Source organism: Pedobacter gandavensis (assembly GCF_014172405.1).
Lineage (GTDB): Bacteria > Bacteroidota > Bacteroidia > Sphingobacteriales > Sphingobacteriaceae > Pedobacter > Pedobacter gandavensis.
Genome location: NZ_WNXC01000007.1, coordinates 130,778 through 143,249, shown reverse-complemented (window position 1 = coordinate 143,249; position 12,472 = coordinate 130,778). Strand labels below are relative to the sequence as shown.

The following is a 12,472-nucleotide window of genomic DNA, read 5'->3' as shown; positions in this document are numbered from 1 at the left end:
GTGCGGCTTTTGCATTTCAGTATATTTGTTTACTTTGTCCATATGCCGATCATCAAACTCACAAAAGTAGAGCAAAAGCGTTTCTTGGCGCTGGTCACCTGTCTGTTCCTGGCTGTTGGGGCATGGTTATTCATGGCATTAAACAATAAGTATGTTTATACCGCCAAGACGGTACTCGATTATAAAAACTTCCCTCAAAAGAAGGCTTTTCATCCGCTGCAGTCAGATACGGTAGATTTACAGGTGGAAGGAACAGGCTGGCAGCTTTTATTTGCACGTTTGAGAATCAAACCGCAGTCGATCTCAATCAACCTGGAGAAACTCAATAACAGAAACTATGTGTTGTTTTCTGAACAGCTTTTCAATGTCAATCGTCAGCTGGAATCTTCTCAAAAGATCATTTCGGTGAAACCGGATACGTTGTATTTTGATTTCTCTGAAAGGAGAGTGAAAAGAGTTCCTGTCAAATTGGTTTCGAATCTGAGCTTTGTACCGCAGTACGGGATTTCCAATGCGATTAAAGTGAACCCAGATTATGTGACGATTTCTGGTCCGGAAGAAGAGATCACAAAGATTAAGGAATGGAATACAGATACACTGAAGCTCGAAGATATTCAAAATTCTACCGTAGCTCGAGTAGCTATGGTACAGAATAAGATGAAAAATGTCAATATTTTTCCGACCAGTGTAGACGTGAAATTACCGGTAGATGAGTTTACGGAAAAAGTGATCGAAGTTCCATTAAAGGTGATCAATAATAAAGAGTATTACAATGTCAAGTTATACCCTAAAAAAGTCAAAATCACTTTAATGGTGGCTTTGTCGAAGTATACCCAGGTGAATGAAGAGTTTATCGAGGCAGTAGTGGATATGAACGAGTGGAAAGTTTTTCAGCACAATCAATTGAGTGTACGCTTGAATCGTTTTCCAGAATATTGTAAACTGGTGAAGATTAAACCTGCCAAAGTTGATTTTATTATAGAAAAATAATGTTAAAAATAGGAATAACAGGGGGGATTGGAAGTGGGAAAACCACGGTATGTCGGGTTTTTGAAACCCTGGGCATTCCAGTGTTTTACGCAGACACCGTTGCCAAACAAATTATGGTGACAGATCCCATCCTGATTCAAGGCGTAAAAGATGCCTTTGGAAGCGAAAGTTACAGTGATTCAGGGTTGTTAAATAATAAACATATTGCTGGAATCGTATTTAATCAAGCTTCGGCATTGGAAAAGTTAAATCAGTTGGTTCATCCGGCGGTATTTCGAGCCTTTGACCAATGGGTGGCTCAGGTATCTCCAAATGCTCCGTATATCCTCAAAGAAGCAGCTTTGCTTTTTGAAAGTGGTTCGTATCAAATGTGCGACCGAAATGTGCTGGTGATTGCGCCTTTGGAAACTAAATTGCAGCGCGTCATGCAGCGCGATGGGGTCACCGAAGCGCAAGTGAAGGCACGCATGGATAAACAGCTCTCCGATGAGGAGAAAGCCAAAATGGCGGATATGCTGGTCCATAACAATGAAACAGATTCTTTAATTATACAAGTGATGGCTTTACACCATCAATTCTTAAATACAAAACCTTAATGATATTAGATGATTTTATAGTTGCTACAAAAACTGGTTTATTTTGTAGATATGGTGATTTTTATCTGGATCCAAAGGAAATCGTAAAAGACGCAGTCATCTCCCATGCCCATGGAGACCATGCCATTGGTGGCAATCTCAATGTTTACTGTACGGAAACAACCTCGTTGTTTATGAAACACCGTTACAAGAAATTTGCTGCTGGCGAGTTTCATTTGAAAGGATACCACGAGCATTTCACACTAAATGGTGTTAAAATCAGTTTTATTCCCGCCGGACATATCCTGGGTTCTGCCATGATTTTGATGGAATATCAAGGAGTAAAATACCTGTACACGGGAGATTATAAGTTGCAGCCAGATAAGACCTGCGAGCCAATTGAATTCGTACAAGCAGATGTCCTGATTACTGAGACTACTTTTGCCGATCCGAACACGCGCCATCCTGTGGCAGAAGAAGAGATTTTGAAACTGAATGGTACGCAAAGTAATATTATGCTAGGTGCTTATGCATTGGGTAAATGTCAGCGACTGATTAGTTTGATGAATGACCATTGTCCGGAAAAAAGGATACTGGTACATCATAGTATGATGCCTTTTGTGAAAATTTATGAGCAGAATGGCATAAATATGGGAAAATATGAAATGTACGATCGTAAGGTGATGAAGAATACCCCAGCTAATATGGTGTATATGGTTCCACCAATGGTATTCAGAAGTTATTTTAGAGCGATTAACGTGATTAGAGTGTTTGCTACGGGCTGGAAGCACTTACAGAATAATAGTGAAATTCAATTGTATGTTTCTGACCATGCAGATTGGAATGACATCATTTATACTATTGATCAGGTGAAACCTACTGAGGTCTGGACCAATCATGGCGATGGAAAGCAGCTGAAGGAACATTTTGCGAATAGTTTGGTCGTTAAATTGCTTACATAGTATGATAGAGGGGATAGACTATTATTTGAATGAGGATGGGTTGATGGTTTTCACCGAAGCCTATCACCTCAAAAGGGGCTATTGCTGTAAGAATAAATGTAAACATTGCCCTTGGGGATTTGGTAAGAAAAGAACCAACGACAAAGATGGGGATCAGAATTAATGGAATGACTGAGATGCAGTTGGAGAAAGAAATAAAAGCGACGAAATTTAAAGATATATACCAACAGGTAATTGCCAATCTGGTATTTAGCAATAGCTGGTGTAATGACTATTTTAAACAAGTCATAGCGCCCTATGAGATTACCCCTCAGCAGTTCAATATTTTAAGGATATTAAGAGGGCAGTATCCTGCACCTTCCAAGATTAATCTGTTAAAGTCAAGAATGTTGGATAAAATGTGTGATGCTTCCCGCATTACAGAACGTCTGGTGCAAAAGAAATTAGTGGCCAAAAGTGTAAATGCTCATGATAAACGTGCGGTAGACATTCTGATTACGGATAAAGGATTAAAATTGCTCCTAAAGATGGATGAAGAAGTTGACCTATCTGCTTTGGCCGCAAAGAATTTGTCGCAAGAAGAAGCCAGCTTACTAAATGAACTGCTGGATAAAATGAGAGGTTAGTTCCAATGAGACTAACCTCTCATTTATTAATTGTATGATTTTATAGGCTTAGTGCTGATGCGTGTGCCCGGTCATGAAATAACCGATTAAGGCAATTCCTACACCACAAAGTACCGCGATCATCTTTCTTTTACTCACCTTATGGTCTACACTGGATTCAAATAGAATGGTGGTAGAGATGTGTAAGAAGATACCAATTACGATGCCCATAATCTTATTAAAGTAGTCTTCCACGCCACCAATGGCTCCGGTACTTAGTCCATAGCTTACATAAAAGCCTAATGGCGCCATAATTGCGAAGATACTGATGTAGAATAACACACTGTTTCGATTGAATTTACTTTGCATCAGGATACTTGCTAAAGCAAAAGCTGCTGGAATATGGTGTAAGGAGATTCCGAAAATCAAGGCATTGTGCTGATCTTTAGCTAATGGCATTCCTTCCAGAAAAGCATGCAGACAGAGACTAATCATGATGCCGTAAGGAAAGGCTTTAGAATCGCCGTGTTTATGGATGTGGCCATGTTCTACGCCTTCTGAGAACTGTTCTAAAAGAATCTGAAACAGAAAACCGATCAGGATAAAGATACCAATTTCCGCATGGTCTGGTCCGCTATAGGCCTCTGGAATCAAGTGTAATACAGTGATCGCAAACAAATAAGCCCCACTAAAGGAAAGGATTAGCTTCAGCAGCTGAGATTTATCGCTCTTTACCATGAAGATGGCAGAGCCTCCCAAAAAAGCACTAAAGAATAAAATGAGCAACTTCCAGATTTCCATTATACTTGTGGTTGTATTTTTTTGTAGATGATTGAAGTCGTGAAACCAATTAGACTGCCGAGTAAGGCACCAACCAAGGTATCAATTGGGTAGTGTACCCCGACATAAATTTGTGAGAAAGAAATGAGGAATGCCCAGGCAAGTCCGATTGGCAAAATAGGCTTCCATTTATCATAGAATACGAAAATCAGGAAAACAGCCATGGCAAAATGATTGGTGGCGTGGGCAGAAGGGAAACTATAACCGCTGCCACATGGGACACGGCGAACCAGCTCGCCAACCAGATCCAGGTTATTACAAGGTCTGAGGCGTCCTGCCAGTGGTTTGATCACTCTGGAAGCGATTAAATCGCCCATAGCAACAGTAAAAGCAAGCATTCCAATGATATACCATCCTCTTTTTTTGTATTCTTTAACACAAAAGATAATGATAAATAAATATAATGGCGCCCAGAAATAACGGTTGCGCATCAAAGGAAGCAGCCAATCGAAAAATGGATTGCCCATGTCCCGGTTTACTTTCAGAAACAATTCTACGTCAATCTGATGCAGGCTTTCTAGCATACTTTTTTACAAATTAAAATCAAACGGTCGGATTTAATCTCATCAAATGGCTCTAAGGCATAGTTTCCAAAGGTTTCAGTGACTTGTAAGCCGCTTTTTAGTAGCATTCTTTCAAAATCTTCTTTGCTGAAGGCTTGAACGCGCTCTTCAAAAGCGAAAGATTTATTCCGGTGTTCAAAATTGATATGTTTGATGATTTTGCCATCGGCAACAAACTTATGGAGATGAAATTCAATGCCATCCATTGTTTTTGTTTCCTGCTGCGTCAAATTTTTAATGATCTTCTGTGTGTTGAAATAATCAATAACTAAGGTTCCATCAGGCTTTAAGCTTTTTCTGAAAGCGGTTAATGCACTCACATGTTCTTTTTCAGTTTCAAAATAACCAAAACTGGTAAACAGGTTTAAAGCCAGGTCAAAGTAATTGATGAACGACAGTTTGCGCATGTCATGCACGAAGAAATGCAGGTTCTTTTGTTCAAATTGCTGCGCATACTTGATGCTTTGCTCGGAAAGGTCTATCCCTGTAACATCGTAACCTTTTTTGTTCAGGTAAATCGCATGTCTCCCGCGACCACAAGCGATGTCCAGAATTTTGGAATCTGAAGCAGGCTTTAGATGGGCAGATAGATTATCAATTAAGAATTCTGCCTCAGCGTCATTACGTTGACTGTATAAAATATGATAATAGGGAGAGTTGAACCAATATTGAAACCACTTGCGCTGCATAAAGCCCGTTTTTGTTGATGTTTATGAAAAACACAAATATAGTATTTTCAAATGCAACAATGAGGATTATTTGAGCTTGCTCTGAGATTTTAATGATGTTAATTTTACGATTCGAGACCGTATAAATCAGTCTTTATGTTGTTTTTTTGCTATTTTTGAAAAAAAAACCGAATAACTTGACACTAATAAAATCTATCTCTGGAATAAGAGGAACCATCGGAGGAATTGCCGGTAATGGTTTAACTCCTATTGATATCGTTAAATTTACTGCAGCTTATGGCTCATGGATTATCAATAAAACGAATATTAAGAAAATTGTTGTTGGACGTGATGCCAGGATTTCTGGTCAAATGGTGAACAACCTGGTCATTGGAACACTTCAAGGTCTGGGCATTGAAGTCATTGACCTTGGTTTATCAACCACTCCAACAGTGGAGATCGCTGTACCTCTTGAAAAAGCTGGTGGAGGGATCATCTTAACCGCAAGTCATAATCCAAAACAATGGAATGCCTTGAAATTATTGAATGAAAAGGGTGAGTTTATCAGTGATGCGGATGGAAAGGAACTTTTAGAGATCGCTGAGAAAGCAGAATTTAGCTTTGCTGAGGTAGATGATCTAGGGACAGTAACTCAGGATGACAGCTATTTGCAAAAGCATATTGATGCTGTTTTAGCTTTGCCATTGGTAGACGTTGCAGCCATTAAAGCGGCAAACTTCAAAATTGCGATCGACTGTGTGAACTCCACAGGAGGGATCTTTGTACCCGCTTTATTGAAAGCCTTAGGTGTAGAAACAGTGTATGAATTGTACTGTACTCCTGATGGTCATTTCCCACATAACCCAGAGCCTTTACCAGAAAACTTAACGGAGATCGCTAAAGTGGTAAAAGCTAAAAATGCTGATTTAGGAATTGTTGTAGATCCTGATGTGGACCGTTTATGTTTTGTATGTGAAGATGGTGCAATGTTTGGAGAAGAATATACCTTAGTTGCAGTAGCAGACTACGTACTTAAAAACACTCCTGGAAACACGGTTTCTAACCTTTCTTCGACCAGAGCATTGAGAGATGTGACGGAAAGAGCGGGTATGGAATACCATGCATCAGCTGTTGGAGAGGTGAACGTAGTGAATCAAATGAAAGCAAATCATGCGATCATCGGTGGAGAAGGAAATGGTGGTATCATCTATCCTGAATCTCATTACGGTCGGGATGCTTTAGTAGGTATCGGCTTATTCTTAACGCATTTGGCTAAGTTTGGCAAATCGATTTCTCTTTTGAGAAGTAGCTACCCTGCATATTACATCTCTAAGAATAAAATTACACTAACACCTGAAATGGACATCGATGCTTTGTTGCTGAAAGTTCAGGAGAAATATAAAAACCAGCCTACCAGTACAATTGATGGGTTGAAAATCGAATTTGATAAAGAATGGGTGCATTTACGTAGGTCTAACACGGAGCCAATCATTCGTATTTATAGCGAAGCAGGTAGCGAAACTGTAGCTGAAAACCTGGCTTCAAAGATCATTTCAGATATTAAAGAAATTTTAAAATTGAACTAATGAAGGTAAACAGGATCTATTTAGACAATGCGGCAACAACACCTTTGGACCCAGAGGTGATTTCGGAAATGGTAAACGTAATGACTAATTTTTACGGAAATCCATCTGCAATTCATGCTCAGGGTAGAGAGGTGCGAACGCTGGTTGAAAAAGCAAGGAAAACTGTTGCCAGTCTCTTAAATGCGACTCCTGCAGAGATCTTTTTTACCTCTGGGGGTACTGAAGCGGACAATACTGCCATTCGTTGCGGAATTGCTGCTTTTAATATCAAACATGCCATTACTTCGAAGATTGAACACCACGCGGTAGAGCATACTTTAGGTATGTTATTGAAACAAGGCGTAATTGAGAAGTTAAGCTTCGTGAACATTGATACGAAAGGAAATATTGATTATGACCATCTTGAGGAGCTGTTAAAAGAAAACGGACGCTCTTTTGTTTCTTTGATGCATGCCAATAATGAATTGGGTACCCTGACAGACATTGAACGTGTAGGAGAGATTTGTGAGCAATATGATGCCATTTATCACTGTGATACGGTGCAAACCATGGGTCATTACAAACATGATGTTAGAAAACTGAAAGCACATTTTATTGTGTGTTCAGCGCATAAATTACATGGTCCAAAAGGGGTAGGTTTTCTTTTTGTAAATCACAATGTGAAAATCGCTCCGATGATTTATGGTGGTGCACAGGAACGCAATATGCGCGGTGGTACAGAAAATGTATACGGCATTATTGGCTTGGCTAAAGCTTTGGAAATGGCTTATTCGGAAATGGAAAGTCACCAAAACCATATTCAGGGATTGAAAGATTACCTAAAAAACAGATTGAGTACTGAGATTGCTGACATTAGCTTTAACGGGGAAACGGATGCCGATAAGAGTTTGTATACGGTATTGAACGTTTCTTTCCCGGCCATGGATATGTCAGATATGCTATTGTTTAACCTGGATATTAACGGTATTTCTGCTTCTGGCGGTAGTGCTTGTTCTTCAGGATCTAGTATTGGATCCCATGTGTTAACCGGTATTCATGCAGACCCAAACAGACCCTCTGTAAGGTTCTCTTTCAGCAAGTATAACACCAAAGAAGAGTTAGATATTGTAGTGGATAAAGTCAAACAAATCGTAAGTCAGAACGTTACAGCTTAAAGATTTTCTTTATGCAGTTTCATCGAATTACAACAGCCAGCGATCCCTCGCTGACTTTCATTAAAAAATTATATGAGGATGCCTTCCCTCCGCATGAGCGGAGGGATTGGGATTCCTTGCTGAAGCGAATTTCCACAGACGAGGAAATGCACCTTGATCTCATTCATACCGACGACGGACACATTGGTTTTATCATTTGGTGGGAGATTTCCGGCAGTTATTTCGTGGAACATTTTGCAATTGATGCTGAGTTGAGGGGTAAGAACTATGGTGCTGCCGTGCTCAATTATTATAAAAAACTGCTGCCCGGCAGAATTTTACTGGAAGTAGAGCCTCCTGAGGATGAATATTCGACCCGCAGAATTGGTTTCTACGAACGTCTGGGCTTCCAGGTGTTGAATTTCAGCTATAGACAACCTTCTTATACCGATCCATTGGAATCCTATCCGATGTTATTGATGGCAACCTCCGATTTTGAGGAAAGCGAGTTGACTATATTAGCAAAGCTGATCAAGGAAAGAATCTACGCTCCAAGATCTTTTTAGCATTATTTTTTTTAATATTTTTATATAAAACATAACAGTTTTAGCGTTGTTAAGTAATCAGCTTCGGTATACTTCAATAAATCATAATGTTATGAAAAAGCCGGTAAACAACAATGAAAGACACAGTCATCGGAAAACGGTGTACAAAGAGACAGAAGATTTTGGAAACAACAAGCCAGATACTGGCGATACCTCTTCTGCCGGAGATTTTAGTCGGACAGATTTTCTAAAGAAACCCCGCAGGAGCAATAAGCCCATGGGTTCCAGTCATGAACCAGGAACCTTCCCAGGAAGGTAGCCCTTCGTCATCCGATTTAAAGTAACAATTACAGCTACATTGCTAATGAAGGCGCCATATTTAAATATAGCGCCTTTTTTTATTTAAATAATTGAGAAAAATCTATTACTTTAGGACAATGCTAAAACGTTTTTAGCGTGAAATGTGCCGTTGTTTGCAGAAATGTTCAATTGCGGCATTTGAGGCCAGATTTTAAACCAAATATTATAATTTATTTATCCAATATCATGATGATGAAGCGATACTTAACCGCATTACTGATTGCAGGTTCTTCCGCAGCTTTTGCGCAGACCGTTGGTAAACTGAGCGATCCGGTAGAATGGATCAACCCATTAATGGGAACGGCAAGCAAGCCCTCAATGTCTAACGGAAATACTTATCCGACAATTGCCCTGCCTTGGGGCATGAATTTCTGGACGCCACAAACCGGTAAAATGGGGGATGGATGGGCCTATACCTACGATGCCGATAAAATTCGTGGTTTCAAACAAACGCATCAGCCATCACCATGGATGAATGATTACGGACAGTTTTCGATCATGCCGGTAACTGGTAAGAAACGTTTTGACCAAGAAGAGCGCGCCAGCTGGTATTCTCATAAAGCAGAAGTAGTGAAGCCATATTATTATAGTGTTTATCTGGCGGATGCAGACGTGACAACAGAAATTACGCCTACGGAGCGTGCGGCGCAGTTCAGATTCACCTTTCCTAAATCAGACAGTTCTTTCGTTGTGATTGATGCTTTCGATAAAGGGTCTTACATTAAGATTTTCCCTAAGGAAAGAAAAGTGATCGGTTATACCACCAGACATAGTCATAAAATGACTCCTGAAAACTTTAAGAATTACTTTGTAGCTTATTTCGATAAAGATTTCGTGTCTGCGAATGCCTGGAAAGGTAAAGAGCTGTTGAAGGATGAACTGGAAATTAAAGCAGATCATTCCGGTGCTATTGTAGGTTTTAAAACTAAAAAAGGCGAGCAGGTAGGAATGAAAGTTGCTTCGTCTTTCATCAGCTTTGATCAGGCAGAACTTAATTTAAAAAGAGAACTGGCCAATGATACTTTCGATGCAACCAAAACAAAGGCTAAAGATGTTTGGAATAAAACGTTAAGCAGGGTAGCTGTAGAGGGTGGAACAGTAGACCAGACCCGTACTTTTTACTCGAGTTTTTACCGTACTTTATTCTTCCCGAATAAACTATATGAATTGGACGCGAGCAATAAGATTGTACATTGGAGTCCATACAACGGTAAAATCTTACCTGGCTATATGTTCGCCGGAACAGGATTTTGGGATACTTTCAGAGCATTATACCCTTTCTTGAATTTGGTTTATCCATCGATCAACAAAGAAATGCAGGAAGGATTGATTAACGATTACAAAGAAGGCGGATGGTTGCCAGAATGGTCTAGTCCAGGTTATGCAAACGTCATGGTTGGAAACAACTCCGCTTCGGTAGTCGCAGATGCTTACATTAAAGGCCTTCGTGGTTATGACATCAATACTTTGTATGATGCTTTGGTGCATGGCGCAAATAATGAAGGACCTTTGGATGCAGTAGGAAGAGCAGGGGTGAAGTACTATAACGAATTGGGTTATGTTCCTTATGATGTGAAAATCAATGAAAATGCTGCGCGTACTTTAGAATATGCTTATGATGATTTTACAATTTACCAATTGGGTAAAGCGTTGAAAAAACCAAAAGCAGAAACGGATATCTATGCAAAACGTAGTATGAATTATAAAAATCTTTTTGATCCTTCTAGTGGATTGATGAGAGGTAAGAATAAGGACGGACAGTTCCAAACGCCATTTAACCCTTTTAAATGGGGTGATGCGTTTACGGAGGGTAACAGCTGGCATTATTCCTGGTCAGTATTCCAAGATATTGATGGTCTTGCCAAATTAATGGGTGGTAAGGAAAAGTTTGTACAAAAACTAGATTCTGTATTTACATTGCCTCCAATCTTCGACGACAGCTATTACGGTAGTGTGATTCATGAAATTCGGGAAATGCAGGTGGCCAATATGGGGCAATATGCGCATGGTAACCAACCGATTCAACACATGATTTACCTGTATAATTACGGCGGTGCGCCATGGAAAACTCAATACTGGGTACGTGAAACGATGAACCGTATGTATAAGCCAACTCCAGATGGTTATTGCGGAGATGAAGATAATGGACAGACTTCTGCCTGGTACGTGTTTTCAGCAATGGGCTTTTACCCGGTAACACCTGCTACTGACCAATATGTTTTAGGTGCACCTTTGTTTAAGAAGGTAACTTTAAATCTGGAGAACGGTAAAAAAGTAGTGATCAATGCGGCTAATAATAGCGATGATAACAGATATGTGCAAGGTCTGAAATACAATGGTGCTGCTTATCCTAAGAATTGGTTGAGTCATTCTGAACTGACCAAGGGTGCAACACTTGATTTCAATATGTCTGCTACGCCGAATAAGCAGCGTGGAACGAAAGAAACAGATTTCCCTTACTCATTCTCCACTGATCCTAATAAATAGGCTTAGGAACGAATAATTGGCGAAATTTGCGCTGATCTAGATTTCTAAATAAGGAAATGTAAAAGAGAAAAATATAGCGCATAAAAAAACTGGGAGATTTAAAAACTCCCAGTTTTTTATGCTTAAACTAAAACTAAAGATTCAATTTTAGTATAATGATTAAGCCCCATCAACGTAGATTTTACTGTTGATGGGGCTTTAAATATTTGTTTCGATTGAAATTAGTTGTTTAACATTCTAATGAAAGCTGCAATTTTAGCTTTCATCGCTCTGCGGTCTACAATAAAGTCAAGGAAACCATGTTCCTGTACAAACTCTGCAGTTTGAAATCCTTTTGGAAGGTCTTTTTTAATCGTTTCTTTAATTACCCTCGGACCTGCGAAACCGATTAAGGCTCCTGGTTCTGCGATATTGATGTCACCAAGCATCGCATAGGATGCCGTTACTCCACCTGTCGTAGGATCGGTCAATAAAGAGATGTAAGGGATTTTTGCCTGGCTCAACAAAGCTAATTTAGCCGATGTTTTTGCCATTTGCATTAGCGAGAACGCTGCTTCCATCATTCTGGCACCACCAGATTTAGAAATCATCAGGAATGGAATTTTATGTTTGATGCTATAGTCAATAGAGCGGGCAATTTTTTCACCTACTACTGATCCCATAGAACCACCAATAAAGTTGAAGTCCATACAGGCAATCACCAGATCCTGACCTTCAATTTTACCTACACCTGCTCTGATTGCGTCTTTTAAGCCAGTTTTAGCCTGACTTTCTACCAAACGATCTACATAAGGTTTGCTATCTGTGAAGTTTAACGGGTCACCTGAGGTTAGATTTGCAAATAACTCTGTGAACTCATTATTGTCAAATAATACTTGAAAATATTCCTTTGATCCCACCCTTAAATGGTAGTCGCAATATTGGCAAACGTATTTATTTTCAACCAGATCGGCACTGTGGAGTGCTTTCTTACAATTTGGACACTTGTTCCATAAACCGTCTGGCGCTTCTTTTTTTTCTTCTGTTCGTGTACTGATACCTTTTTTTTCTCTCTTAAACCAAGCCATGTTATTTGTTGAAAAATGCGAGTACAAAGAAACAAAAAAAAATTAGAACAGTTTAAGGTAGTTTTTAGTTAAAAATAATAGGCCTTAGATT

General features: G+C 39.6%; 14 protein-coding genes. 10 read left to right on the top strand and 4 right to left on the bottom strand.

Going from position 1 to position 12,472, the window contains the following annotated elements; genetic code table 11:
- Positions 1-42 precede the first annotated feature (42 nt).
- Genes GM920_RS17880 through GM920_RS17860 form a run of 5 tightly spaced genes read left to right on the top strand, consistent with a single transcriptional unit; the run spans position 43 to position 3,153 of the window.
- Positions 43-990, top strand: coding sequence for a YbbR-like domain-containing protein (locus GM920_RS17880; RefSeq protein ID WP_182959998.1), 948 nt, complete (start codon positions 43-45; stop codon positions 988-990).
- Positions 990-1,586: a dephospho-CoA kinase gene (gene coaE / locus GM920_RS17875; RefSeq protein ID WP_182959996.1), complete on the top strand. Its 597-nt coding sequence runs from the start codon at positions 990-992 to the stop codon at positions 1,584-1,586. Before GM920_RS17880 ends, coaE begins: the two co-directional genes overlap by 1 nt.
- Positions 1,586-2,527, top strand: a complete 942-nt coding sequence (locus GM920_RS17870; protein WP_182959995.1) for an MBL fold metallo-hydrolase RNA specificity domain-containing protein — start codon at positions 1,586-1,588, stop codon at positions 2,525-2,527. Before coaE ends, GM920_RS17870 begins: the two co-directional genes overlap by 1 nt.
- Before the next feature lies 1 nt (position 2,528).
- On the top strand, positions 2,529-2,690 hold the full coding sequence (locus tag GM920_RS17865) for a DUF5522 domain-containing protein (protein WP_182959994.1): 162 nt from the start codon (positions 2,529-2,531) through the stop codon (positions 2,688-2,690).
- Positions 2,647-3,153 carry a MarR family winged helix-turn-helix transcriptional regulator gene (locus GM920_RS17860; protein ID WP_317171561.1) on the top strand — a complete coding sequence of 169 codons (507 nt, stop codon included), beginning with the start codon at positions 2,647-2,649 and terminating at the stop codon, positions 3,151-3,153. The genes GM920_RS17865 and GM920_RS17860 overlap by 44 nt, the downstream gene beginning before the upstream one ends.
- 48 nt (positions 3,154-3,201) lie before the next feature.
- Here GM920_RS17860 and GM920_RS17855 read toward each other — a convergent pair whose 3' ends face one another.
- The 3 genes from GM920_RS17855 to GM920_RS17845 are packed head-to-tail and all read right to left on the bottom strand — an operon-like array spanning position 3,202 to position 5,224.
- The gene (locus tag GM920_RS17855) at positions 3,202-3,933 is read right to left on the bottom strand and encodes a ZIP family metal transporter (protein WP_182959992.1); all 732 of its coding nucleotides are present in this window, start codon (positions 3,931-3,933) and stop codon (positions 3,202-3,204) included.
- Complete coding sequence (locus tag GM920_RS17850; protein WP_182959990.1) at positions 3,933-4,496, bottom strand: phosphatase PAP2 family protein; 564 nt, start codon at positions 4,494-4,496, stop codon at positions 3,933-3,935. The genes GM920_RS17855 and GM920_RS17850 overlap by 1 nt, the downstream gene beginning before the upstream one ends.
- Entirely contained in the window at positions 4,490-5,224 is a 735-nt protein-coding gene (locus GM920_RS17845) for a class I SAM-dependent methyltransferase (RefSeq protein ID WP_182959988.1), read from the bottom strand. The genes GM920_RS17850 and GM920_RS17845 overlap by 7 nt, the downstream gene beginning before the upstream one ends.
- Positions 5,225-5,400: 176 nt before the next feature.
- Between GM920_RS17845 and glmM the strand changes: the two genes are divergently transcribed.
- The 5 genes from glmM (at position 5,401) to GM920_RS17820 (ending at position 11,314) form a co-directional block, all read left to right on the top strand.
- On the top strand, positions 5,401-6,789 hold the full coding sequence (gene glmM, locus GM920_RS17840) for a phosphoglucosamine mutase (RefSeq protein ID WP_182959986.1): 1,389 nt from the start codon (positions 5,401-5,403) through the stop codon (positions 6,787-6,789).
- On the top strand, positions 6,789-7,943 hold the full coding sequence (locus tag GM920_RS17835) for a cysteine desulfurase family protein (RefSeq protein WP_182959984.1): 1,155 nt from the start codon (positions 6,789-6,791) through the stop codon (positions 7,941-7,943). Before glmM ends, GM920_RS17835 begins: the two co-directional genes overlap by 1 nt.
- A gap of 11 nt (positions 7,944-7,954) precedes the next feature.
- Positions 7,955-8,488, top strand: coding sequence for a GNAT family N-acetyltransferase (locus tag GM920_RS17830; RefSeq protein ID WP_182959982.1), 534 nt, complete (start codon positions 7,955-7,957; stop codon positions 8,486-8,488).
- Between the two features lie 91 nt (positions 8,489-8,579).
- Positions 8,580-8,786 (top strand): hypothetical protein, encoded by a 207-nt coding sequence (locus GM920_RS17825; RefSeq protein WP_182959980.1) that lies wholly within the window; start codon positions 8,580-8,582, stop codon positions 8,784-8,786.
- Positions 8,787-9,019: 233 nt separating this feature from the next.
- Positions 9,020-11,314, top strand: a complete 2,295-nt coding sequence (locus GM920_RS17820; RefSeq protein ID WP_182960336.1) for a GH92 family glycosyl hydrolase — start codon at positions 9,020-9,022, stop codon at positions 11,312-11,314.
- A gap of 221 nt (positions 11,315-11,535) precedes the next feature.
- Here the strand turns inward: GM920_RS17820 and accD are convergent, their stop codons facing one another.
- Complete coding sequence (gene accD / locus GM920_RS17815; protein ID WP_182959978.1) at positions 11,536-12,381, bottom strand: acetyl-CoA carboxylase, carboxyltransferase subunit beta; 846 nt, start codon at positions 12,379-12,381, stop codon at positions 11,536-11,538.
- Positions 12,382-12,472: the final 91 nt, after the last annotated feature.

Coding starts and splice junctions, on each gene's coding strand:
- GM920_RS17865 (WP_182959994.1), top strand. CDS start 2,529: ATGATAGAGGGGATAGACTATTATTTGAATGAGGATGGGTTGATGGTT.
- GM920_RS17845 (WP_182959988.1), bottom strand. CDS start 5,224: ATGCAGCGCAAGTGGTTTCAATATTGGTTCAACTCTCCCTATTATCAT.
- GM920_RS17880 (WP_182959998.1), top strand. CDS start 43: ATGCCGATCATCAAACTCACAAAAGTAGAGCAAAAGCGTTTCTTGGCG.
- GM920_RS17830 (WP_182959982.1), top strand. CDS start 7,955: ATGCAGTTTCATCGAATTACAACAGCCAGCGATCCCTCGCTGACTTTC.
- GM920_RS17870 (WP_182959995.1), top strand. CDS start 1,586: ATGATATTAGATGATTTTATAGTTGCTACAAAAACTGGTTTATTTTGT.
- coaE (WP_182959996.1), top strand. CDS start 990: ATGTTAAAAATAGGAATAACAGGGGGGATTGGAAGTGGGAAAACCACG.
- GM920_RS17835 (WP_182959984.1), top strand. CDS start 6,789: ATGAAGGTAAACAGGATCTATTTAGACAATGCGGCAACAACACCTTTG.
- GM920_RS17825 (WP_182959980.1), top strand. CDS start 8,580: ATGAAAAAGCCGGTAAACAACAATGAAAGACACAGTCATCGGAAAACG.
- GM920_RS17850 (WP_182959990.1), bottom strand. CDS start 4,496: ATGCTAGAAAGCCTGCATCAGATTGACGTAGAATTGTTTCTGAAAGTA.
- GM920_RS17855 (WP_182959992.1), bottom strand. CDS start 3,933: ATGGAAATCTGGAAGTTGCTCATTTTATTCTTTAGTGCTTTTTTGGGA.
- GM920_RS17820 (WP_182960336.1), top strand. CDS start 9,020: ATGAAGCGATACTTAACCGCATTACTGATTGCAGGTTCTTCCGCAGCT.
- accD (WP_182959978.1), bottom strand. CDS start 12,381: ATGGCTTGGTTTAAGAGAGAAAAAAAAGGTATCAGTACACGAACAGAA.